At 62.0% G+C, this 23,150-nt stretch carries 20 protein-coding genes; 3 read left to right on the plus strand and 17 right to left on the minus strand.

Annotated elements, in window-relative coordinates; all coding sequences use genetic code 11:
• The first annotated feature begins 34 nt into the window (after positions 1 to 34).
• The gene (locus PH603_RS14645; RefSeq protein WP_289503369.1) at positions 35 to 1,477 is read left to right on the plus strand and encodes an alpha/beta fold hydrolase; all 1,443 of its coding nucleotides are present in this window, start codon (positions 35 to 37) and stop codon (positions 1,475 to 1,477) included.
• Here the strand turns inward: PH603_RS14645 and PH603_RS14650 are convergent, their stop codons facing one another.
• From PH603_RS14650 to PH603_RS14700, 11 genes are all read right to left on the minus strand, one after another.
• Positions 1,478 to 2,716 (minus strand): serine hydrolase domain-containing protein, encoded by a 1,239-nt coding sequence (locus PH603_RS14650; protein ID WP_289503370.1) that lies wholly within the window; start codon positions 2,714 to 2,716, stop codon positions 1,478 to 1,480.
• Between the two features lie 82 nt (positions 2,717 to 2,798).
• On the minus strand, positions 2,799 to 3,566 hold the full coding sequence (locus PH603_RS14655; RefSeq protein WP_289503372.1) for an alpha/beta fold hydrolase: 768 nt from the start codon (positions 3,564 to 3,566) through the stop codon (positions 2,799 to 2,801).
• Complete coding sequence (gene thiD, locus PH603_RS14660; RefSeq protein WP_289503374.1) at positions 3,563 to 4,387, minus strand: bifunctional hydroxymethylpyrimidine kinase/phosphomethylpyrimidine kinase; 825 nt, start codon at positions 4,385 to 4,387, stop codon at positions 3,563 to 3,565. The genes PH603_RS14655 and thiD overlap by 4 nt, the downstream gene beginning before the upstream one ends.
• Entirely contained in the window at positions 4,384 to 5,730 is a 1,347-nt protein-coding gene (gene glmM / locus PH603_RS14665) for a phosphoglucosamine mutase (protein WP_289503376.1), read from the minus strand. Before glmM ends, thiD begins: the two co-directional genes overlap by 4 nt.
• 36 nt (positions 5,731 to 5,766) lie before the next feature.
• Entirely contained in the window at positions 5,767 to 6,888 is a 1,122-nt protein-coding gene (gene folP / locus PH603_RS14670; RefSeq protein WP_289503378.1) for a dihydropteroate synthase, read from the minus strand.
• 95 nt (positions 6,889 to 6,983) lie between these two features.
• A complete protein-coding gene (gene ftsH, locus PH603_RS14675) occupies positions 6,984 to 8,897 on the minus strand; it encodes an ATP-dependent zinc metalloprotease FtsH (protein ID WP_289503380.1) in 1,914 nt (637 codons plus the stop codon).
• 122 nt (positions 8,898 to 9,019) lie between these two features.
• Positions 9,020 to 10,312 carry a tRNA lysidine(34) synthetase TilS gene (gene tilS, locus PH603_RS14680; protein WP_289503381.1) on the minus strand — a complete coding sequence of 431 codons (1,293 nt, stop codon included), beginning with the start codon at positions 10,310 to 10,312 and terminating at the stop codon, positions 9,020 to 9,022.
• Between the two features lie 12 nt (positions 10,313 to 10,324).
• Positions 10,325 to 11,194 (minus strand): tetratricopeptide repeat protein, encoded by an 870-nt coding sequence (locus PH603_RS14685; RefSeq protein ID WP_289503383.1) that lies wholly within the window; start codon positions 11,192 to 11,194, stop codon positions 10,325 to 10,327.
• A 252-nt stretch (positions 11,195 to 11,446) separates the two neighbouring features.
• Positions 11,447 to 11,971: a peptidoglycan-associated lipoprotein Pal gene (gene pal / locus PH603_RS14690; RefSeq protein WP_289503385.1), complete on the minus strand. Its 525-nt coding sequence runs from the start codon at positions 11,969 to 11,971 to the stop codon at positions 11,447 to 11,449.
• Positions 11,972 to 12,225: 254 nt separating this feature from the next.
• Positions 12,226 to 12,864, minus strand: a complete 639-nt coding sequence (locus PH603_RS14695; RefSeq protein ID WP_289503387.1) for a LysE family transporter — start codon at positions 12,862 to 12,864, stop codon at positions 12,226 to 12,228.
• Positions 12,865 to 12,894: 30 nt separating this feature from the next.
• Entirely contained in the window at positions 12,895 to 14,235 is a 1,341-nt protein-coding gene (locus PH603_RS14700; protein WP_289503389.1) for a dihydroorotase, read from the minus strand.
• 165 nt (positions 14,236 to 14,400) lie between these two features.
• On the opposite strand from PH603_RS14700, the gene ygfZ reads away from it, so the two are divergent.
• On the plus strand, positions 14,401 to 15,216 hold the full coding sequence (ygfZ, locus tag PH603_RS14705; protein ID WP_289503391.1) for a CAF17-like 4Fe-4S cluster assembly/insertion protein YgfZ: 816 nt from the start codon (positions 14,401 to 14,403) through the stop codon (positions 15,214 to 15,216).
• Between the two features lie 48 nt (positions 15,217 to 15,264).
• Here ygfZ and PH603_RS14710 read toward each other — a convergent pair whose 3' ends face one another.
• Positions 15,265 to 15,771 (minus strand): nuclear transport factor 2 family protein, encoded by a 507-nt coding sequence (locus PH603_RS14710; RefSeq protein ID WP_289503393.1) that lies wholly within the window; start codon positions 15,769 to 15,771, stop codon positions 15,265 to 15,267.
• A 96-nt stretch (positions 15,772 to 15,867) separates the two neighbouring features.
• On the opposite strand from PH603_RS14710, the gene PH603_RS14715 reads away from it, so the two are divergent.
• Positions 15,868 to 15,990 (plus strand): hypothetical protein, encoded by a 123-nt coding sequence (locus PH603_RS14715; RefSeq protein WP_289503395.1) that lies wholly within the window; start codon positions 15,868 to 15,870, stop codon positions 15,988 to 15,990.
• A 55-nt stretch (positions 15,991 to 16,045) separates the two neighbouring features.
• On the opposite strand, the gene ppdK is transcribed toward PH603_RS14715, so the two are convergent.
• The 5 genes from ppdK to PH603_RS14740 all read right to left on the minus strand — a co-directional run bounded on the left by ppdK (position 16,046) and on the right by PH603_RS14740 (position 23,124).
• Complete coding sequence (gene ppdK / locus PH603_RS14720) at positions 16,046 to 18,706, minus strand: pyruvate, phosphate dikinase (RefSeq protein WP_289503397.1); 2,661 nt, start codon at positions 18,704 to 18,706, stop codon at positions 16,046 to 16,048.
• A 289-nt stretch (positions 18,707 to 18,995) separates the two neighbouring features.
• The gene (gene glyS, locus PH603_RS14725; RefSeq protein ID WP_289503399.1) at positions 18,996 to 21,059 is read right to left on the minus strand and encodes a glycine--tRNA ligase subunit beta; all 2,064 of its coding nucleotides are present in this window, start codon (positions 21,057 to 21,059) and stop codon (positions 18,996 to 18,998) included.
• Between the two features lie 2 nt (positions 21,060 to 21,061).
• Complete coding sequence (locus PH603_RS14730) at positions 21,062 to 21,916, minus strand: glycine--tRNA ligase subunit alpha (protein ID WP_434783328.1); 855 nt, start codon at positions 21,914 to 21,916, stop codon at positions 21,062 to 21,064.
• A 109-nt stretch (positions 21,917 to 22,025) separates the two neighbouring features.
• The gene (locus tag PH603_RS14735) at positions 22,026 to 22,364 is read right to left on the minus strand and encodes a hypothetical protein (protein ID WP_289503403.1); all 339 of its coding nucleotides are present in this window, start codon (positions 22,362 to 22,364) and stop codon (positions 22,026 to 22,028) included.
• A 25-nt stretch (positions 22,365 to 22,389) separates the two neighbouring features.
• Positions 22,390 to 23,124, minus strand: a complete 735-nt coding sequence (locus PH603_RS14740; protein WP_289503405.1) for a hypothetical protein — start codon at positions 23,122 to 23,124, stop codon at positions 22,390 to 22,392.
• Positions 23,125 to 23,150: the final 26 nt, after the last annotated feature.

Below are 23,150 nucleotides of genomic sequence, written 5' to 3' on the forward strand. Positions count from 1 at the left end.
CCCTAGTCCAAAAAGCACACCGGGAAACGACAGCATGTTTCAGAAACCCAAAAGCAACCTTCTTGCTATGGCCATTGGCGTCATCGCCCACGCAGCGCAGGCAGCGGAGGAGCCCATCACCTTCACCGCTGCAAGCGGCGAAAAGGTCGAAGCCTTCCACGGCACCTTCACGGTGCCGGAACACCGGGCCAACCCTGCCAGCCGCCAGATCACCCTTTCTTACGTCCGATTTCCGGCAACCGGTGAAAAGCACGGCAACCCCATCGTCTATCTGGCGGGCGGGCCGGGTGCACCGGGCAGCGGCACGGCGGAGCGACAGCGCTTCCCGCTGTTTATGGCCTTGCGTCAGCACGGGGATGTGATCGCTTTCGACCAGCGCGGTACGGGCCAGTCCACCCGCCTGCCCCATTGTTCGTCCTCGGTGACCGTACCAATTGACGCGCCCGTCAGCGACGCCGCCTATGCGGCCCTTTATCGCAAAGCGACCGTTGAATGCGGTGCCTTCTGGCAGGGTCAGGGTATCGACCTTGCGGGCTACACAACGCTTGAAAGCGTGCAGGACCTTTCGGCGCTCCGGCAGGAACTTGGCGCGGAACGGATCGCTCTTTGGGGCATTTCCTATGGCACGCATCTGGCGCTTGCCGCCCTCAAGGAAATCCCCGACGAGATCGACCGCGCCGTGCTGGCGAGCGTCGAAGGGCTCGACCAGACCGTGAAACTGCCGGCCCGCACCGACGCCTATTTTGCGCGGGTGCAAGCAGCCATCGACACGCAACCCAAAGCGAAGGCGCTGTATCCCGATGTCGCAGGACTGATGCGACACGTCCATGCGCGGCTCGACACCACGCCAATGATCGTGTCCATCCCCGGCACAGAGGGCGAGACCTTCCTTCTGCAGCGCGGGCATTTGCAATCGCTGGCGTCGGCGCTGATCGCCGATCCTGAAAACATCGCCCTGCTGCTGAGCGTCTATTCGATGGTGGACGGCGGCGACGCCACACTCGCCGCCAACCTGATCTTCCGCTTCTTCGACCCGCGCCCGCCCATCGGCATGTCAGCGATGCCGACCGCCATGGACATGGCATCAGGGATCAGCGAAGCGCGCTTTGCCCTCGTTCGCGAACAGGCGAAAACGGCGCTACTGGCCGACTATCTGAATTTCCCGATGCCGCACGTGGCAGGCGTGTGGCCGGGGCTGGACCTGGGGGATGATTTCCGCACCAACCCCAAGGGCGATACGCCGGTGCTGGTGCTGAGCGGCACGCTGGACGGCCGCACCTATCAGGAAAGCCAGCGGGAGGCCACAGCGGGGCTGACAAACGCGACCTATGTGGCGGTCCGCAATGCCGGCCACAATCTGTTCATGGCGTCCCCCGACGTGCATCAGGCGATCCACAGCTTCCTTGAGGGCAACGGTGAAATCCCGGCCGAGATCGAAATCGACCTGCCGGACTTTACGGTGTTACCGCCGATGTGATCAGGGACGCGCCGGTTTTGCTTTCGGCAGCACAGCCGGGAAGCGGGACTTGGCGGGGGCGGCAGCGGCAACCTTGACAACGGCTTTCTGCTGAACGGGGATCGGGGTGGCATCTGCCACTTCGTTCGCCTGCAGGGCCGCCCAGAAGGCGACGTTCAGTTCGTCAATCTCGTTCGAGCCGCCGTTCGTGAGGATCGAGATACCCACGTTGCGGGATTTGGAATAGGCGACAAGCGCGCGGAAGCCTTCCACCGCGCCGAAGTGATAGACAAGCGTATCATCGCCGAAATCATAGATGCGCCAGCCAAGGCCATAGTGCGCGTTCGTCAGATACGGCCGCCAGCGGCGTTTGGACATTTCCCGAAGCGTGCGGACTTCCTTCTTCGTCATCATGCCGATGGAGCCATCCGGCAGCACATCGGGACGTTTGCCGAGCTGGGCTGACAGCCATTTGGACATATCGGTGATGCTGGCATTTACGCCCGCTGCCGGATTGAAGTGATAATAGGTCTCCTTCACCCGCGTCTTGCGATAGGTGCGCTTGGCCACCAGCACGTGGGGCGACGCCTTGTCGGGCGATTGCAGATAGCCTTCATAACCGACAGAGGCCGTGTTCATGCCAAGCGGCGTGAACAGGCGGTCACGGATCAGGTTTTCATAGGGATTGCCCGTGGATTTTTCGACCACCGGCTCGACGATCGAGAAAAGCACGTTCTGGTAACCGTAGCAGGTGCCCGGCTTGCAGTTCGGCTTCAGCGTGCCGAAGTAGGGCAGGATCTGATCGAGCGTCCGTCCGCCTTCGATCATGCCGTCATAGGCGTTATGCACATAACCGGTCTGGTGCGAGAGAACGTCCCTCAGCGTCAGCGCCGATTTCGTGGAGGCATATTTGGTCTGGAATGCAGGCACATAGCCAGCCACAGGCGCATCAAGCGAGATGCGGCCTTCGTTCACAAGGATCGTCGTCAGGCTGGCAGCAAAGGTTTTCGATACGGAGGCGAGACGGAAAACGGTGTTTTCGGTCACCCGGTCCGGGCTGCCCTGCGCCTTGATACCCCATGTACCCATACCGGCGACGCGGTCACCTTCAACGATGACCCACGCCGCACCCGGCGCGCCGGTCTGTCGCATCTCGTCGCTGAACTGGCCCTGGAACCGGTTGATCGCCTCGCCCAGTGGCAAGGCAGCCGCGGTGTTGGCCACCGCAAGCGAAAGACCGCCCAAAAGAGCAGCCCGCATGATGTTCCTGAAGCCTTTGACCCGCACGACGCGCGTCCTCCCTAACTCGATGCACATGGCCCTAGACTGAGGCCAAAAGGTTTCATCCCAGTAAAAATTTGCGGATCGTCCGCGCCACAAGGTCCGGCTTCTCGGCATGCAGCCAGTGACCGGTGCCGGTGATCGTCCTTACCTCCGCCGCCGGGAAAAGGGCCAGAACCGCTTCCCTGTGCGTCGGCTGGATATAGTCCGAGTCACCGCCCCTGAGGAACAGAACGGGGCCGGCATAAGGCGCCCCCTCGTTGCCGGCCATCAGATTCTGATAGTCTTTGACGATTCCGTCAAGGTCGAGCCGCCATCCCCATGCATCTCCTCCCTCGCGCCGTCGCCAGTTGGTGAGGAGGAAGCTGAGGACTTCGGGCTCGTCCACATAGGGCGCAAGCAGTTCTTCGGCACCCGCCCGGCTGCCGGGGGCCGCTGCCGCCACCGCTTTCATGCCTTCCAGAATGCGCTCGTGATGGCGCGGATAGGCGACGGGGCTGATGTCCCCCACCACCAGTTTCGACACGCGTTCGGGGTAGGAAAGCGCCAGCTGCATCGCCGTTTTGCCGCCCATCGAATGACCAAACACGAAGGCGCTGTCCACACCGTGCGCGTCCAGCACCCGCGCGGCATCGGCCGCCATGTGGGGATAGCTGATATCGCCGCCATGCGGGCTGCGGCCATGGCCGCGCATGTCGACGGAAATGACCTTGAAGTCTTCTTCCAGAATACGCGCGATACCCCCAAGGTTGTCGGCGGACCCGAACAGGCCATGCATCATCAGAAGAACCGGCCCCTCGCCGCGCACGCGGGTGAAAAGCTCGCTCATGCGCCTTCCCCTTCCGGCACATCGGCGGTCGCATGGCCAAGCGGGCCGTGCCCCTTGCCAAAGCCCGGTGCGGCGGCAATCGCGTTTGCCACAAAGCCGCGTGCACGAACGAAGGCCGTCGGCAGGTCATCACCGAGTGCCAGTGCCGCCGCCACACCGCTCGCCAGCGTACAGCCGGTGCCGTGGGTGTGGCGCGTATCGATCTTTGCGCCTTCGATGCTTTTGATATCGTCAGCGGTAACGAGAAGATCGGTCACCGTTTCATCCTCGAGATGCCCGCCCTTCATGATCGCCGCCCTGGCGCCAAGCGCGAGAATTTCCTGCCCTGCCCGCGCCATATCGAAGGGTGAATGGATCGGACGGCCTGTCAGCACAGCAGCCTCGGCGAGGTTCGGCGTCACCACATCGGCGCGCGCGATAAGGCGGGCCTTCAGGGCTTCCACCGCATTGTCTGCAAGGAGCCGATCACCGGACGTGGACACCATCACGGGGTCGATCACCAGCTTGCCCTTGAAGCCGGACGCATCAAGCGCATCGGCGACCGCATGCACCAGTTCCGCCGTTGCCAGCATGCCGGTTTTCACGACATCCGCGCCGATATCATCAAGCACCGCCCGTATCTGCGCGGCCACAACCGGCGCCGGGATCGCATGCACGTCCGATACACCGAGCGTGTTCTGCACGGTGATGGCAGTGACCGCCGTTGCGGCATAGGCGCCGAAACGGGTCACCGTTTTGATATCGGCCTGAATGCCTGCCCCGCCGCCGGAATCCGATCCGGCGATGATCAGCACGCGGCCCGAGGGCGTCGTTTGGGTCAACGGGCTGCCTCGATCTCGTCGGCGATGGTGTGAACGACGCGGGCGACAAGCGCATCATCGTCGCCTTCCGCCATCACGCGGATCACCGGTTCGGTGCCCGACTTGCGGATCAGGAGGCGACCGGAGCCATTGAGCTCTGCCTCTGCCGCCTTGATCGCGGCCGTCACCTTGGCGTCAGACAGCGGATCGGCGGCCTTGTAGCGCACGCTTTTCAGAAGCTGCGGTACGGCCTCGAACTGTTTGCAGGCAACCGATGCCTTCTGGCCGGACTGGACGATTTCGGTCATCACCTGCAGGGCAGACACAAGCCCGTCACCGGTTGTCGTGAAATCAGACAGCACCACATGGCCCGATTGCTCGCCGCCCACGTTGAAGCCACCGGCACGCATGCGTTCCACCACATAGCGGTCACCAACGGCCGTGCGTTCCAGCGTCAGCCCTTCGGATTTCAACAGGCGCTCTAGCCCAAGGTTCGACATGACGGTGGCGACAAGCCCGCCGCCCTTCAGGATACCGCGGCGCGCCCAGTTGCGGGTGATCAGCGCCATGATCTGGTCGCCGTCCACGATCTTGCCGTTCTCGTCGCAGAGGATCAGCCGGTCGGCATCACCATCCAGCGCGATGCCGATATCGGCGCCTTCCTTGCGCACGCGTTCGCACATGGCCTCGGGGTGGGTGGAGCCGCATTCGGCATTGATATTGTAGCCGTTCGGCGAAACGCCCATCGGGATCACATCGGCGCCCAGTTCCCAAAGCACGGTCGGCGCCACCTTGTAGGCCGCCCCGTTAGCGCAATCGACAACCACTTTGAGGCCGTCGAAGGTGACCCCCGCAGGCACGGTTGCCTTGGCGAATTCCACATAGCGGCCGCCAGCGTCATCAAGCCGCCGGGCGTGGCCGAGCGTGAGCGACGGCTGCAGGATATCGCTGGTGTCGCCATCGATCATGGCCTCGATCGCCAGTTCCTGCTCGTCCGAAAGCTTGTAGCCATCGGGACCGAAGAATTTGATGCCATTGTCGTCGTGCGGATTGTGGCTCGCTGAAATCATCACGCCAAGATCAGCGCGCAGCGATTTGACCAGCATGGCGATGGCCGGGGTCGGCATCGGCCCCACAAGGATCACATCCATGCCGGCCGCCACAAAGCCCGAAGCCAGCGCCGGTTCGTACATATAGCCGGACCGGCGGGTGTCCTTGCCGATCACCACCCGGTGCACATGGTCGCCGCGCACAAAGGCCTTGCCGGCGGCGAGCCCGACCCGAAGCGCCACATCGGGCGTCATATGGCCTTCATTGACCCGTCCGCGGATGCCGTCGGTGCCGAAATATTTGCGTTTGCTCATTGGAAACTGTCCCTGGGTTCGCGCGTTGACGCCACTTTAATCATCTTCCATTGGCACGTCCATCATGGCGGCATCATGGAAGGCCTGCGCCAGTTTCATGGCTTCAACCGTTTCGGCTACGTCATGAACCCGCACGATATGGGTGCCTTGGGCCACGGCATGGGTGGCCGCCGCCAGCGAGCCCACAAGGCGCTTGTCCGCTTCCTCAACCCCCGTTGCCGCGCCAATGAAGCGCTTGCGGGAAGCCCCCACCAGCAGCGGCACACCAAGAGTGTGGAAAAGCGCCAGATTGTTCATCAGCGCCAGATTGTCTTTCAGTACCGCCTTGCCGAAACCGATGCCGGGATCGACAATGATCCGCTCGCGCGCAATGCCCGCGGCCACACAGGCCTCGATGCGTGCTTCCAGAAAGTCGAAGACCTCCAGCAAGAGGTCCTCATAGTCCGGCACATCGGCGGCTTCGCCCTTGGCATGCATCAGAATCACAGGTGCCGTCGATTCCGACGCGATTCTCAGTGCTTCAGGATCGTGTGTCAGGGCGCTGACATCATTGAGGATATGGGCGCCGGCGGCCAGCGCCTTTTCCATGACGGAGGCGTGGCGGGTATCGACCGAAATCGGCGTGCCGTCCCCGGCAAGCGCGCGGATCACCGGCAGGATGCGTTCGGCTTCCTCGCCTTCCCACACGGGCTTGGCGCCCGGCCGGGTGCTTTCGCCGCCCACATCGATGATATCGGCGCCTGCCGCCCGCATGGCCCGCGCGGCCGCAATGGCGGCATCGGGGTCAAGATGCTTGCCGCCGTCCGAGAAGCTGTCGGGCGTGACATTCAGTATGGCCATCACAAGCGGGCGCGTCATGGCGAGCATGCGACCGCCTTCGAGCGTCAACGGCATGCGCGGGGCCGCAAGCGCCGCCTTCAGCGCATCCACCCGCACCCGCATCGCATCGGGCATGGCAAGCGTTTCGATCTCGGCCACGGGCAGAATGCGGTCCACCACCCGGTCACGGTCCAGCCGCACGATCAGCCGGGCGATGGGGTAGCGCAGGCCACTGCCACCGAGCCGCCAGCCAGCCGCCCCGGGCTCCCGCACACCGCCCATCGGGATCAGATAGGCACGCGCATCGGCAGGCAGGGTCATGAGGTCGAGGGATGGCATCGCGGCTTTCCTCCGAAATCGGGGCTTGGAATCAGAGCCCCGGCCCTTTCGTCAAGTAGGGGCCGGGGCGCTTTGGTCTTGTCTCTCAGTCGGGCTCAGGTGCCCGGCTGCGGTTCTGGCGTGGAGCCCACACCGGTTGTCGGCACCGCGCTTGAAGGGGCGGGCTTGGAGGGCGGATTGCCCTTGTCCTTGCCGTCGCCTTCGCGGATTTTCTCGCCGCGCAGCAGCGCCTTGATCTCGTCGCCCGACAGGGTTTCATACTCAAGCAGCGCACCGGCAAGCTTGTGCAGGTCGTCCAGATGATCGGTCAGGATTTTCTTCGCGCGGTCGGTAGCGCCGACAACGAAGGCCTTGATTTCCTGGTCGATCAGCTTCGAGGTCTCGTCCGACATATTCTGCTGGCGTGCAACCGAGTGTCCGAGGAACACTTCTTCCTCGTTGGCACTATAGAGCAGCGGACCAAGCTTGTCGGACATGCCCCATTTGGTGACCATCGCACGGGCGAGGTTGGTGGCATACTGGATATCGCTCGATGCACCCGAGGTAACCTTGTCGTAACCGAAGATGACCTCTTCCGCCACGCGACCGCCCATGGCGATGGCGAGGTTGTCGTGCATCTTCTCGCGGCTCTGCGAATACTGGTCGCGTTCCGGCAGGCGCATCACCATACCGAGCGCACGACCGCGCGGAATGATGGTCGCCTTGTGGATCGGGTCCGACGACGGGCAGTGCAGCGTGACGAGGGCGTGGCCACCTTCGTGATAGGCGGTCAGGCGTTTTTCGTCTTCCGTCATCACCATCGAGCGCCGCTCGGCACCCATCATCACCTTGTCCTTGGCAGCATCGAAATCTGCCATGGCAACGATTTTCTTGCCGCGACGAGCCGCCAGAAGGGCCGCTTCGTTCACAAGGTTCATCAGGTCAGCGCCCGAGAAGCCCGGCGTGCCGCGCGCGATCACATTCACATCCACATCCGGTGCCAGCGGCACTTTCTTCATGTGAACGCCAAGGATCTTCTCGCGGCCCTGGATATCGGGGTTCGGCACCACGACCTGACGGTCGAAACGGCCGGGACGCAGCAGCGCGGGGTCCAGCACATCCGGACGGTTGGTGGCCGCCACGATGATGATGCCTTCATTCGCTTCAAAGCCGTCCATCTCGACAAGCAGCTGGTTCAGGGTCTGCTCGCGTTCGTCGTTGCCGCCACCAAGGCCGGCACCGCGGTGGCGGCCAACCGCGTCGATCTCGTCGATGAAGATGATGCAAGGGGCGTTTTTCTTGGCCTGTTCGAACATGTCGCGCACACGGGATGCACCGACACCGACGAACATTTCCACGAAGTCCGAACCTGAAATGGTGAAGAAGGGTACGTTTGCTTCACCCGCAATGGCGCGGGCCAGAAGCGTTTTACCTGTACCCGGAGGACCAACGAGCAGCGCGCCCTTGGGGATTTTGCCGCCAAGGCGCTGGAATTTCTGCGGGTCGCGCAGGAATTCGACGATTTCCTCAAGCTCTTCCTTGGCTTCCTCGATGCCGGCCACGTCTTCAAACGTCACACGGCCTTGCTTTTCGGTCAGCAGGCGGGCGCGCGACTTGCCGAAGCCCATGGCCCCGCCACCGCCGCCACGGCCTTGCATCTGGCGCATGAAGAAGATCCAAACACCGATCAGCAGGATGAAAGGCAGCCACGAAAGGAGCATGCCAACGAGGATGCCCTGCTCTTCCTTGGTTTCCTTGTGGACAACATTATGCTCGCGCAGGATCGTCGTCAGGTCGCCGTCAAACAGCGGCACCGTCACGCGGAAGGTTTCACCGCTGGTGTAGGTGCCCGTTACATCCTGGCCGGTGCGTTCCACACTCGCCACCCGGTTCTGCTCGACAGCTTCGATAAACTGGCTGTAGGCGACCTCGGGGGCTTTCTTGCCCGAACCTTCAAACAGGTTGAAGAGCGCAAGGAGGAGGAGAATGATCAGGCCCCAGACGAGCGCGTTCCGCATGAAACTGTTCACTTATTCTTGCCTTTCCGTTCATGGCATGGGTCTGGTCGCCGTGCCCCGTCGGGGACCGTCCCTTCTGGGATTAGAGATAAGCCGATTGCCGAGCCGTGCAAGTGCTTTCGGTCGATTTCGCGTCACTTTTTCGCCAAGCCGAGCGATTGCAGCGACAGGCGGACGCTGCAATCGGGGCGCAAGGTGATGCCAATCGTGGGGAGCGCCACCAGTTCATCCCCTGAAAAAACAGCCGGCAGCACGAGGCGCGCGGCGCGCGGCAGTATGCCTTCAAGCCGGTCGCTGACCGACAGTGCTTGCCCCCGCAAGGTTCGCCAGCCATCGGTTCCAAGCGCGCCGATTTCAAGGCCTTCACCCTCGCCGTCCATCAACCACCGACCATCGTAAAGCGCGCCCTGCACCCATGCAGTACGGGGCGCCATGGCCGCGAGTTCCCGCACGCACAGCACACGCCCGTGCCCTTCGGCCACGAACTGGCAACCGCCGAGCGTGGCACCCGCAAAGTCCTGCGATTTCAAATCGGCATATAGGCGCGAAAGGCTATCAAGGCGCGGACCGAAATCCTGCCCGCCAAGCCAGCGGATAAGGTCAGCAAGCGCCCGAAGCTCGGTTTCCTCGGGCACGCTGCCAAGACGGTCAGCCCGCAGCACGGCGTGGCCCGCAGGGTGGCGCTCGATGGCTTCGGCTTCCCACAGCGTCTGATAATGGTCGAGCGCTGCCTGCGCCTGCCGCAGGCGTTCGGCTGTTGCTGCCAGCCGCTCCACCGTCAGGCCTTCAAGCGGCGGATCGGCGAGCAGGCGGCGCGCTTTCACCCGGTCGAACGCATCGCTTTCGTTGCTCGGGTCCTCGATCCAGTCCTGCCCCATGGCGGTCAGCGTCGCCACCAGCCGCGATTTCGGCACAGCAAGGAGCGGCCGGACAAGGCTGAGGCCCGGCACCAGCTCGCGCACCGGCGCAATCCCGCCAAGCCCCTTGAGCCCGCTGCCGCGTGCCAGACGCAACAGCAGCGTTTCAGCCTGATCGTCGGCATGATGACCGGTCAGCAAAACAGGGATATTGGCTGCCTTGCAGGCAGCAGCAAGCAGGTCATAACGCGCCGCACGGGCAGCGGCCTGAATGTTGGAAGCTGGCTTTTCGCCATCCCAGCGCAAAGTTCGATGCTGGATACCGCGCGCCGCCATCCAGCCAGCCACAGTTGCTGCCTCATCGGATGAAGCAGGGCGCAAGCCGTGATCGACGGTGAGGGCGAGGACGGGGCGGGTGGCAGCGGCCAATAGCACCAGCGCTAGGCTGTCCGCGCCACCAGAAAGGGCGATCGCCACCGGCGCACCCTGAGGCACGCCGAGGCGGGCAAGCGTTTCGTCAAGCTCGCGACTGGTATAGGGCGCCGGCGGATGCGGAGAAGCCGCGGTCACCGGCCGTCCCCTTTAGGAGCACTTGGCCGCCGATGATATGCGGGCAGCGTCTTTCTTCAGCGTTGCAGATGCATCACCGGCAATGCGGTTGAACTCGGCAAGCGTGCTGCAGGCATCGGCGTCGGCATCCATCCGGTGGAGGACATCGGCAAGCTCCACAAGCCCGTCAGCGAGCTTCGGGTGGCCGGGATGTTCTTCCACCAGCATCAGAAGATTGCGGGCCGCCTGCGGCAGTTCGTTCTGGCGCGCATAAACCTTGCCGAGCCAGAATTTGGCGTTGCCGCCAAGCTCTTCCTTGCTGTGTTGACCAACGAATTGCTCAAGCGCCTTGGTAGCACTGGAAAGGTCATTTTTGGCAACGAAAGCAAAGGCATATTTATACTGGGTGTCGGCGTCGCCTTCCGGCAACTGCACGTCAGCGGCAGGGGCAGCAGGGGCGCTGGCAGCCCCCGTATCCATGGCCGTGTCGGTTACCGGCAGGGTGTCGTTGGCGGGCGCACCGGTCATCGGGGCGACTGCCGCACCCGTTGCCTGGCTGCGCTGGATCAGCTCGATCGCTTCTTCAACCTGGCGCTGGCGGAATTCCATTTCTTCAAGGCGGCCCGTCAGGATGCTCATCTGACGTTCCATTTCGCCGACGCGCACTACAAGATCAGGCAGCAGTTTCTGCTGTTCGCTGTCACCCACCACATCGCTCGGCGCTTCGGCCGGCACACCGCCCGCCCCGAAGACACGGCGCTGCACGGCGCGCAGTTCGCGTTCCATCTTGTCGATCTTCTTGGACATCTCGGCCCGGTCCTGCGCCGCCGCGCCCGCCACTGGCAGGGCGAAGGCAACCGATGCCGCCAGAAGAATGCTCATCAGTCGCGAAGAAAATGCCATTGATCTCTCATCCATTGCCGCACCCCTTAGGGGCGCTATCCCGAAACATTGGGCGGCTCGCCTGCCCCCTGCCTTCTTTTGGCAGGTTGAAGCGGCTTTTTCAATGACCGCACAAGGGTTTTCACGCCCATCCGATCCCTTGCCGGAAAAAAGCGGCAAAAAAAAGGACGACCCCGCTTCTGCTGATGCAGAAACGGGGTCGCCTTTATCATCGCCTCACCTGACCGATGGGATCAGGCTAGCCGCGTCGGATCAATCGACAGCGAGCACACCGCGACGGTTCTGGCCCCAGGCGCTTTCGCCGTTGCCAACAACTGCCGGACGTTCTTTGCCGTAGCTGATCGACTTCAGGCGGTCAGCCGACACGCCTTGAGCTGCGAGGTAGTTGACTACAGCCTGAGCGCGACGGTCGCCGAGCGCAAGGTTGTATTCACGGGTGCCGCGTTCGTCGCAATGGCCTTCGATGGTCACGGAGACCTGGCCGTAGTGGCCGAGCCACTGAGCCTGCTTGTCGAGGGTCATGCGAGCTTCGCCCGACAGTTCCGAGCTGTCGTAAGCGAAGAAGACGCGGTCGGCACCGGCATAGTAAGCCAGACCTTCAGCGGTCGGATGGCCCCATTGCTCGATTTCGAGCTCAGCGGCGGTCTTGACGCGCTCTTGCTGAACCTGTTGTTCTTCAACCTGAGCACCAACCTGTTCTTTTTTCGAGCAAGCGGCGAGGAGAAGTGCGGTCGCCGAAACGAGAGCAATAGTTTTGCCCATGCGGATAACAGTCATGTGGATTCCTCCAATGTACAGGGCCTTTGCCCTGCTGACGTCTCTGTTGTTGGCCCAGCCCGGAAAGTTCCCGCATGACGCTCGGGAAACCGTCCAGGCTTGTCGCGCTGCAATATAGAGATACTCAGCAACACAATCAAGCAAGACACGAGGAACAAGGCGTTGGCGTCGCGCGATTTTTTTTCACTCGAAGCCCGAAAACAGCCCCTCGTTAAGATTTCCTAACGCGATTAGAGCGCAAGAGGGATTCCGGATCAAGCCAAAAGGGTGAAAAAAGCGAAAAACGCAAAGCAGAGTATCAGAATAGCCGATCCCCGGTTGATCCATTCGAGGTGTTGATCACTGATTCGCTCGCGCAGTCTGTTTGCAATCGAGGCAAGCAATAACCACCACAAGATTGCACCAAGGAAGACCCCGGCCACAAGCGACAGGCCTTCGACATGCGCCTTGCCGCCACCGGCGCCGAGATCACCGATCCCGACAGCGCTATAAAGGCCGATGAGCCCCACAAAGATACCCGGATTACTGAGCGTGAGGGCCAGTGTCGCGGCCATCGTGCGAATGGTGCCGCGCCCTGCACTTGTGCCTTCTTCCGGTGTCAGGTGCGGATGGCTGCGCCAGATGTGCAGGGCGAACCCCATCATGATGAGCCCGCCGGCGACAGCGAGGATACGGTCGTGCGCCAGAAACAGGCTGCGCACCAGATCAACGCTGAAGGCGGAAAGGGCGGCGAAGATCGCGTCGCCCACCGCTGCCGCCACGCCAATCAGGAAGGCATCGACCGGATGGCCGCGCAGGCCCCGCTGCAGGCAGAGCATGTTAACGGGGCCGACCGGCACCGAGAGGATGAAACCGAACGCCATCCCCCAGAAGAGATATTCAACAGCCCCCATGGCCGGACGCGTGCCCGATACCCTGCCCCGTCAGCCTTCCGCCCCGATGGTTTCCTGGAAACGGACCGGCTGGCCGTGGGCGGCGTTGGCGAGGCTGCCTTCCCACATCACCCGCTTGCCGCGGACGATGGTGCCAAGGGGTTTACCGGTCGCCTTGTAGCCGTTGAAGGGCGTCCAGCCGCATTTCGAGGCAATCCAGCTATCGTCGATGGTCCATTCGCCCTTGAGGTCAACAAGCGTGTAGTCGGCGTCATAGCCAACCGCCAATCGGCCCTTGTCGCGCAGATTGAAGATGCGGTTGGCGGCACCGCTTGTGAGGTCCACCAGCCGCATCAGCGAAAGCTTGCCGGCTGCCACATGGCTCAGCATCACGGGCAGCAGTGTCTGCACGCCGGGCATGCCCGAGGGGCTTGCAGGATAGGGTTTGGCCTTTTCCTCGCGGGTGTGGGGTGCGTGATCGGAGCCGATCACATCCACCACGCCGTTTGCCACAGCTTCCCACAGGCCTGGCAGGTGGCGGCTGTCGCGGATCGGCGGGTTCATCTGGGCGAAGGTGCCAAGACGGTCGTAGCAATCGGGTGCCGACAGCGTCAGATGCTGCGGTGTGGTTTCCACCGAAGCGATATCCTTGTGGGCGGCGAGGAAGGCCATTTCTTCAGCCGTCGTCACATGCAGCACATGGACCCGGCGACCGGCCTTGCGGGCCAGGCGGATAAGGCGGGTGGTAGCGCGCAGGGCCGTTTCCTCGTCGCGCCAGACCGGGTGACTGTGCACCCCGCCGGTTTCGCGGATCGGCTGGCGCTCATTCATGCGGGGTTCGTCCTCGCAGTGGACGGCCACACGGCGGCGGCCATGGCGCAGCACCTCGAAAATATTCTCGTCGTCTGGCACCAGCAGGTTGCCGGTGGAAGCGCCCATGAAGATTTTCACGCCGCAGCAACCGGGCGCGGTTTCAAGCTCCGCCATATCCTTCGCGTTATCGGGCGTTGCGCCCATATAGAAGGCGAAGTCGCACCACATGCGGTCGGTGCCGCGCGCCACCTTGTCGGCGATGGCATCGAAGGTGGTGGTCAGCGGGCTGGTGTTCGGCATTTCAAACACCGCCGTCACACCGCCAAGCACAGCGGCGCGGGAGCCGGATTCCAGATCTTCCTTGTGTGTGTTGCCGGGCTCGCGGAAATGGACTTGCGTGTCGATCACGCCGGGCAGCAAGTGCAGGCCTTTGGCGTCGATCACTTCGCCAGCGGTCGAGGCATCAAGGCTGCCGATCGCCACCGTCTTGCCGCCGCGCACGCCGACATCGGCTTCGAACACCCCCGCGTGGTTAGCAACGGTCGCCCCCTTGATGACAAGATCAAACGTTTCGGCCATGGCTTTTCTCCTTCGAGGATGGTTTCGCGCTCTTTTAGCTCTTTGGGGGCAAACGCACAATCGCGCTCTATCGGGATCGTGATGCGACAACAGCAAGAAGTGGGCTTGATCGGCGCGTGCGAATGCGTATCTGATCGGCGTGACAGTTTGATTGAAGGAAGCCCGATGAGCAATGCCCCCCACGCCGACCGCGCCCTGAAACTGGAAAGCCGTGCCGTGATCCGCCTGGGCGGCGCCGAGGCGAAGACCTTCCTCAACGGGCTTGTCACCAACGATGTGGAAAAGGTGGCGCCGGGCAAAGCCATCTATGCCGGGCTCCTGACCCCGCAAGGCAAATATCTTTTCGACCTGATCGTGTTCGAAGACGGCGCAACCGGCGACCTGCTCCTTGATGTGGAAGCTGCACGCGTGGCCGACCTCACTCGCAAGCTGATGCTGTACCGGCTGCGCACACCGGTAGAAATCGAACCAACCGAACGTTCGGTTTGGGCCATTTTAGGCAATATTCACGCAGGCGATTCGGTCGCGAGCCCCGATCCACGCCACCCTGATCTCGGCTGGCGCGCTCTGCTTGAACCGGGTGTCATGCCCGACGCTGCCCCCCTTGACCTCGCCACCTATGAACAGAACCGGCTGTTGCTCGGCGTGCCCGATGGCAGCCGCGACATGGCGGTGGAGAAAGACTTCTGGCTGGAGACCGGTGCCGAACGCCTGAACGGCGTGGCGTTCGACAAGGGCTGCTACGTGGGCCAGGAGCTGACCGCCCGGATGAAACACCGCACGAGCGTGAAAAAGCTCGTTGTCCCGGTCGAGGTCGAAGGCGGCGCCCCGGCACCGGGCACCGAGATTGTAACGGCAGACGGCAAAGCGGCTGGCGAAATCCGTTCCGGCCACGGCGACCATGCGCTCGCGTGGCTGCGGCTTGAATATGGCGACGATCAACTTGCAGCGGATGGCAAGCCGGTCACCCTGATCCGCTGATGCCCGGCTCACTCATTATATATACGTCTTTATATATAGGGACGACGATCAGTGTGTGTCGTCCGGCGCGTGATGGTCGTAGCTCAGAACCCGTTTCAGGGTCCATGCCTCGTCCTTAAATATCCACACATGGGTGAAGCGCGCCGTTGAGGTGAGGCGAAGCGGCTTGCCTTCCTCGCGCAGGTAAAATTCGTGCACGCCCTGCTGAACGGCGCCGTAGAGTGTGCCATCGCCATTCATGAGCGGGTAAACTTCAAGGCTGCCGGACACCAGCTTGCGGATCGGCTTTACGGCCGGATTACCGCAGATGTTGCGCTCCACCGTCGCCATGAAGGATTCCTTCGAATTCTCGAACCCGCCGGTATCGTGATAAAATTCGAAATCATCCGGGATGAGTTTCAGGAGATCGCTGTGGTCACAGCGGTTGAAGCTCTTTTCGAAAATGGCGTCGTCAAGCCCCATGAGCGTTTTGAAAAGCTCGCTGTCCTCCGCAACCTGCGCATGGGCGGCGGAGCCAAGAATGGCCAGAAGGCCCACAAAAAGTGTGGTTCTCATATCGTTTTCCTCGCTGTTTATTCTGTTTTGATAGATCGTCAGATTATCATAGCGAGCGAACTTCACAACTTTCGCTGCGACAGGGAGGGAGAGGCCATGTCACGCACCCACAAAAGCAGACTGCAAAAAACGCGGGAAGCCGGCGAGAAACGCCAGCTGATCATCCTGGGCACTTTGGTTGCGGTGATCCTGATCGCCGTCTTCGCGATGGCGGGTTGAACGGCAGGGATAAAGAAGAAGGGGCGCCGATATCCGGGCGCCCCTCTTTGTTTCATCAGCCCTTGAGCGCGGCCTGTGCGGCGGCGAGGCGCGCGATCGGCACGCGGAAGGGCGAACAGGACACATAGTCAAGCCCCACACGGTGGCAGAATTCGACCGAGGCCGGATCGCCGCCGTGTTCGCCGCAGATGCCGAGCTTGAGACCCGGTTTGGTGGCGCGCCCACGTTCGGCGCCGAGCTTGACGAGATCCCCCACGCCGTCCTGATCGATCGAGACGAACGGATCGACGGCGAAGATATCGAGCTTCACATACTGGTCAAGGAAGCGGCCGGCGTCATCGCGACTGATGCCGATGGTCGTCTGGGTCAGGTCGTTGGTACCGAACGAGAAGAAGTCGGCTGAATTCGCGATGTCACCGGCACGCAGCGCGGCGCGCGGCAGTTCGATCATGGTGCCAACCATATAATCGACCTTTTCGCCCTTTTCCGCGAAGACGGTTTCAGCAACTTTCTCGACCCGTGCGCGCAGCATCGCCAGTTCCTTTTCGGTGGCGACAAGCGGGATCATGATTTCCGGCACCACGGTATCACCCGTGGAGGAGACAACCTCGAGGGCCGCTTCGAAAATCGCACGGGCCTGCATCTCGTAGATTTCGGGGTATGTGATGCCAAGGCGGCAGCCACGGTGGCCGAGCATGGGGTTAAACTCGTGCAGGTCGGCGGCGTGACGCTTCAGCTTGTCCACCGATACGCCCATAGCCTTCGCCACATCCTCGAACTCGTCTTCCTCGCGCGGCAGGAATTCGTGGAGGGGCGGGTCCAGAAGGCGGACGGTGACCGGCAGGCCGCGCATGATCTTGAAGATTTCAACGAAGTCGCCGCGCTGCATGGGCAGGAGCTTGGCCAGCGCCTTTTTCCGCTCGGCAACGTCTTCAGCGAGGATCATTTCGCGCACGGCAACGATCCGCTCGCCTTCAAAGAACATATGCTCGGTGCGGCAAAGGCCGATACCTTCGGCGCCAAATTCGCGGGCGGTTGCCGTGTCGTTCGGCGTGTCGGCGTTGGTGCGCACACGGAGCTTGCGGTATTCGTCCGCCCACACCATCAGCTTGGCGAAATCGCCGTGCAGTTCGGGCTGCAGGGTCTTCACAGCTCCCACATAAACCTCGCCCGAGGCGCCATCGATGGTGATGAAATCGCCTTGCTTGATCTCGCGGCCAAGCGAAGTCATGACCCCGGCCTTGGTATCAATGCGAAGGGTGCCGGCACCCGAAACGCAGGGGCGGCCCATTCCGCGCGCCACCACGGCGGCGTGGCTGGTCATCCCGCCACGGGCGGTGAGGATACCGCGGGCAGCATGCATGCCATGGATATCCTCGGGGCTCGTCTCAACGCGGCAAAGGATCACGTCCTTGCCATCCTTGGCGAGCGTTTCGGCTTCGTCAGCGTCAAACACCACAATACCGGCAGCAGCACCGGGGCTTGCCGGCAGGCCGCGGGTGAAATGATCACGGGGCGCGGTCGGATCAAGCGTCGGGTGCAGCAGCTGGTCAAGGGCTGCCGGGTCCACCCGCAGCACGGCGGTTTTCTCGTCGATCAGACCTTCTTCCACGAGGTCCACCGCAATCTTCAGCGCGGCCTTGGCGGTGCGCTTGCCCGAACGGGTCTGCAGCATCCAGAGCTTGCCGTGCTGAACGGTGAACTCAATATCCTGCATGTCGCGGTAATGCCGCTCCAGCTTGTCGAACACGTCGGCGAGCTGCTTGTAAACCTCCGGCATCGATTCTTCCATCGAGGCCGCCTTGGCACCGGCTTCCTCGCGGGCCGCCTTGGTCAGATACTGGGGCGTACGGATGCCCGCCACCACGTCCTCGCCCTGGGCGTTGATCAGATATTCGCCGTAATACTCGCGCGTGCCATTGGAAGGGTTCCGCGTGAAGGCCACGCCGGTCGCCGACGTGTCGCCCATATTGCCGAACACCATGGCTTGCACGTTCACAGCAGTGCCCCAGCTTTCGGGGATATTGTTCAGGCGGCGGTAAACCTTGGCGCGTTCGATCTGCCACGAGCCGAACACGGCGCCAATGGCACCCCAGAGCTGCTCTTTCACATCCTGCGGGAACGGGCGGCCAAGGACCTCCTCGGTCTTCGCCTTGAACTCGCCGGCGAGCTGCTTCCAGTCATCGGCTTCCAGTTCGGTATCAAGGTCGACGCCCTTGTCTTCCTTCAGCATCTCGATCAGTTCTTCGAAGTGATAGTGATCGACGCCGAGGACCACATCCGAATACATCTGGATGAAGCGGCGGTAGCTATCCCATGCGAAGCGCGGGTTATCGGAATTTTTGGCGAGCCCTTCGACAGTTTCATCATTGAGGCCAAGGTTCAGGACCGTATCCATCATCCCCGGCATCGAAACGCGCGCACCCGAGCGCACGGAAACAAGCAGCGGATTGGCCACATCGCCGAACCTGGCACCCACAGCCGCTTCGATCTGCGCCAACGCGGCTTCCACCTGCGCCGTCAGTTCGGGCGGGTAGCTCTGGCCGTTGTCGTAATAATAGGTGCAGACTTCGGTGGTGATCGTCAGCCCCGGCGGCACCGGCAGGCCGAGGGATGCCATTTCGGCAAGGTTCGCCCCCTTGCCCCCGAGCAAGTTCTTCATATCGGCGCGTCCTTCAGACACACCACCGCCAAAGCTGTAAACCCATTTGGTCATCGCGACAGTCCTTCTTCGCCAATCCCTTGTCCCGTGGATTGGTCTGATGGTCTTTTGCAAATGGACCGCGGCGATTCCGCTCTTCGGCCCGGATCAGCGTAACGCCCTTCGAGACGCACTCGCGTGCTCCTCAGGGCGAACGTTACTCAATTCCGTTCGGGCTGAGGAGGCCAACGGCCGTCTCGAAGCCCGTATCTCGTCTCTTCGTCACCCCGGGCTTGATCCGGGGTCCAGCCTGTCAACCGCACCGCTGGATGCCGGGTCGGGCCCGGCATGACGGCAATCTTTGTCAGCCTTCGATCAGGCTGAAATCAGCAACCCGGTCAACGGCATTCTTGAAGGAATGGAGCAAGGCGTAGCGATTGTCACGCACGGCCTCGTCATCCGCGTTCACCAGCACCGCATCAAAGAAGGCGTCGATGGGCTTGCGGAATCCGGCCAAAATCTTCATGGCCCCTTCGAAATCTTCAGCCTCGAGCGCTGCGTTCACCGCGGCACCTTCGTTGACGGCCTTATCAAACAGCGCGCGTTCCTCATCCATCTGCAGGAGAGCCGCAGTCGGCTCCGCGAACACATCCTTGCCAGACTTGGCGATGATATTGGCAGCGCGCTTGTACCCGGCGAGCAGGTTGACACCGTCATCCGTAGCGAGGAAATCACGCAGCGCCGCAACCCGGTTTTTCAAGCGGGTGAGATTGCTCTCCAGTTCTTTCCCAAACATCATGCTGGCCGCAACCATGTCATGGCGAATGCCCTCGTCCCTGAACTGGTGCGACAGCCGATCATGGAAGAACTCGATTAGCTGAATGCTGACGCTAGACGAGCGTTCGTCATCAAAGCCAATCCCGTAAAGCTCGGCAGCTTTGCGAATAACAAACCGCAGATTAACGCGTAGCTTATTCTCAACGATCAGGCGAATGATCCCAAGTGCCGCACGACGCAGCGCGTAAGGGTCTTTCGAGCCCGTGGGCTTTTCGTCGATCCCGAAGAAACCGACGAGCGTGTCGAGTTTTTCGGCGAGTGCGACGGCGATGGAAACCGGTGCGGTCGGGCATGCATCGTTCGGCCCGAGGGGGCTATAGTGTTCCTTGATCGCGTCGGCGACAGCAGCACTTTCACCCTGGCGCAGCGCATAATAGCGGCCCATGGCACCCTGCACTTCCGGGAACTCGCCAACCATGCCGGATACGAGATCGGCCTTGGCAAGGCGGGCCGCACGTTCGGCTTCAGCGCGATCAGCGCCGCAAGCGTCGGCAAGCGCACCGGCGAGCTTCACCATGCGCTCAACGCGCTCGGCAACCGTACCCAGCTTGATGTGGAACACGATTTCTTCAAGCTTCGGCAGGCGGCTTTCAAGGGTTACCTTCAGGTCGGTTTCCCAGAAGAATTTCGCGTCAGACAGGCGGGCGGTCAGCACGCGCTCGTTGCCGGCTGCAACCATCTGGCCGCCGTCCGACGGTACGATGTTGGCAACCGTGATGAACACAGGCGCAAGCTTGCCTGCCGCATCGCGTGCCACGAAATATTTCTGGTCCTTCCGCATGGTCTGGATCAGCACTTCTTCGGGCACGTCAAGGAAAGCGGGGTCAAACCCGCCCATCAGCGGCACGGGCCATTCCACAAGGCCGGCGACTTCGGCGAGAAGGCCTTTGTCCTCGACAAGCGTCAGGCCCTTGTCAGCCGCGAGGCTTTGGGCTGCATTTTCAATCAGCGCCATGCGGTCAGCGGGGTCCAGCATCACCTTGTGGGCAAGAAGCTTGTCCTTATAGTCCGCGAAATCAGCAACAGCGAACATGTCGGGTGCCATGAAGCGGTGGCCGCGGGTGGTGTTACCCGCCACGATGCCATCCACCGATACGGGCACAACAGCGCCGTCAAGCAGCGCGAGGATCGACTGCAGCGGCCGCACCCAGCGAAGGCTGCCAGCACCCCAGCGCTGCGACTTCGGCCACGGGAAATTGCGGATCGCGTCCTCGAGCGCCTTGGCGACCACATCGGCGGTCTTCTGGCCCTTTTTCTCGATCACCGCGTAAAGGAAGGTGCCCTTGGGGTCCTCGCGCTTTTCGCACTGATCGAGTGTGACACCGGCGCCCTTGAGGAAGCCTTCGATGGCTTTTTCAGGCGCGTCGGCGCGGGGGCCGCGGCGTTCTTCGCTCACGTCCGGCGTTACCACCGGCAGGCCGGTGACGGTGAGGACCAGACGACGCGGCGTGGCGTAGGCGTCAGCGGCCTCAAACGCGAGGCCAGCGGCCTTCAGCGCATCGGTCATCAGCGTTTTCAGGTCTTCCGCCGCCTTCGCCTGCATGCGGGCGGGGATTTCTTCCGAGAAGAGTTCGATCAGAAGCTCGGCCATGATCACGCCTCCCATCCGTTGGAGCGGATCCAGACTTCGCAGCATCCCTTGGCAAGCTCGCGCACCCGGCCGATATAGGCCTGACGCTCGGTGACCGAAATCACCCCGCGCGCATCCAGAAGGTTGAAGGTGTGGCTGGCCTTGATGCACTGCTCGTACGCGGGCAGCGGCAGGTTCGCCTCCATCAGCTTCTTGCACTCTTCCTGGGCCTCGGCGAAGGCGCGGAACAGATTGTCCGTATTCGCATGCTCGAAGTTATAGGCCGACTGCTGCTGTTCGTTTTTCAGATAGACGTCGCCGTAGGTGGTGCCGGCGCCGTTGAAATCGAGGTCGTAAACGTTATCGACGCCCTGCACGAACATGGCGAGGCGCTCCAGCCCGTAGGTCAGCTCGCCCGACACCGGCTTGCAGTCAAACCCGCCAACCTGCTGGAAATAGGTGTACTGGCTGACTTCCATTCCGTCGCACCAGACTTCCCAGCCCAGCCCCCAGGCGCCGAGCGTGGGGCTTTCCCAGTCGTCTTCCACGAAGCGCACGTCATGAAGGGCAGTATCGATGCCGATAGCCTTCAGGCTGCCGAGATACAGTTCCTGCATATTTTCAGGGCTCGGCTTCAGGATCACCTGGAACTGGTAATAATGCTGCAGGCGGTTCGGGTTTTCGCCGTAGCGGCCATCCTTCGGGCGGCGCGAGGGCTGCACATAAGCGGCTTTCCACGGATCAGGCCCAAGGGCGCGCAGCGTCGTCGCCGGGTGGAAGGTACCAGCACCCATTTCCATGTCATAGGGCTGCAGGATCACGCAGCCCTGATCGGCCCAGTAATTCTGGAGCGTCAGGATGATCTTCTGGAAAGGCATGCCGCCTTTGGCTGGAGCGCTGGACATCTAGAAAAAACCGACTCTGATGAAATTTTTATTGCGCCGCAACCTAGCCGCCGCGTGAAGGCCGGTCAAGCAAGGGATTGTGCTATTCACCAGAGAATGGCGCGGCTTCGGCAGCGGCATCAGTTACCTCACCCAGATATTCATCCCAGTCGTTTCTAACGGCCGGAGCCATATCGAACAAGACGTACAGATAGAGGCCCAAAAAGACCGCCATGCCAATCCAGTATCGAACCGGATTTTTGCCCCGTGTGACCTTGTTCGCGCGGTGGGATACTTTTCCGGTTTCCGGGTGGCGACGCCTGCTGTATCCGGACATGAGGAGCGTCTTGCTGGAGAACCCGTCAATCAACGAGTAAGCGATAAGAACGCCGAATGCACCGACGACCAACGTTCGAAGGGTCAAAAGGATCAGGTCAGCCATCGAACGTATCCCGTGGTTATCCGGTTCAGCGCTGTGGCCGCGCATGATCACGCCAGCATTCGGAGGCGATATCGCGGCAGTAATCCAGCGGGAAATGCTTCTCGGCGATCATGGTCAGTTTCTCGGCCAGATCGGGGCGGGACGGGTTCACATAAACGAACACATCGACGGGTTCGACATCAGGCAGACGCTCGATGATGGTGCCTTTCGGCAGCATTGCAGGCTGGCCGACAAGATAGGACGGCACCACAATCATGTCGAAACGGGCCATCGTGTCGAACACGTCTTCACCGGGCAGCAGGGGCACAGGATTATCAATACCGATCACCCGCACGGACAGCACCCCGCTCGGCACCCCGATCCGCCATTTGCGCCACGAGCCATCGTCGGGGATAGGCGGCGGCAAGGTGTCGTCGGCGTTGCGTTTGCGCACGCCCACGAGTTCAAGCCTCATGAAATAGGGTTTGATCTTGATGAGGGACGGCAAAGCGGCTTCCACCACATCGATCCGCATCACCTCGATATCCGCAAGGCCGGCTTCCACGGCGTAAACCGTGCGCATCTGCGGGAATTCACGGAATTCGGTGGTGACACCTTCGGCTGCCAGCAAGTCAGCCAGTTTTTCAGCAATCATGTGCCGCCCCGCCGACTTGGTGGTGGCGATGCGTGCCACCTCCTGCGTCGTCGCCTCTTTGACCGGCAAAGCATGGGCCCCGGGGGCGAGCAGCAGGGCGAGAGCGAAGGCGATCAGGCGTTCCATCCGCATCCTCCCCGCTCCCGCGCTCG

The organism is Gimibacter soli (genome assembly GCF_028463845.1).
GTDB classification, from domain to species: Bacteria; Pseudomonadota; Alphaproteobacteria; order Sphingomonadales; family Kordiimonadaceae; genus Gimibacter; species Gimibacter soli.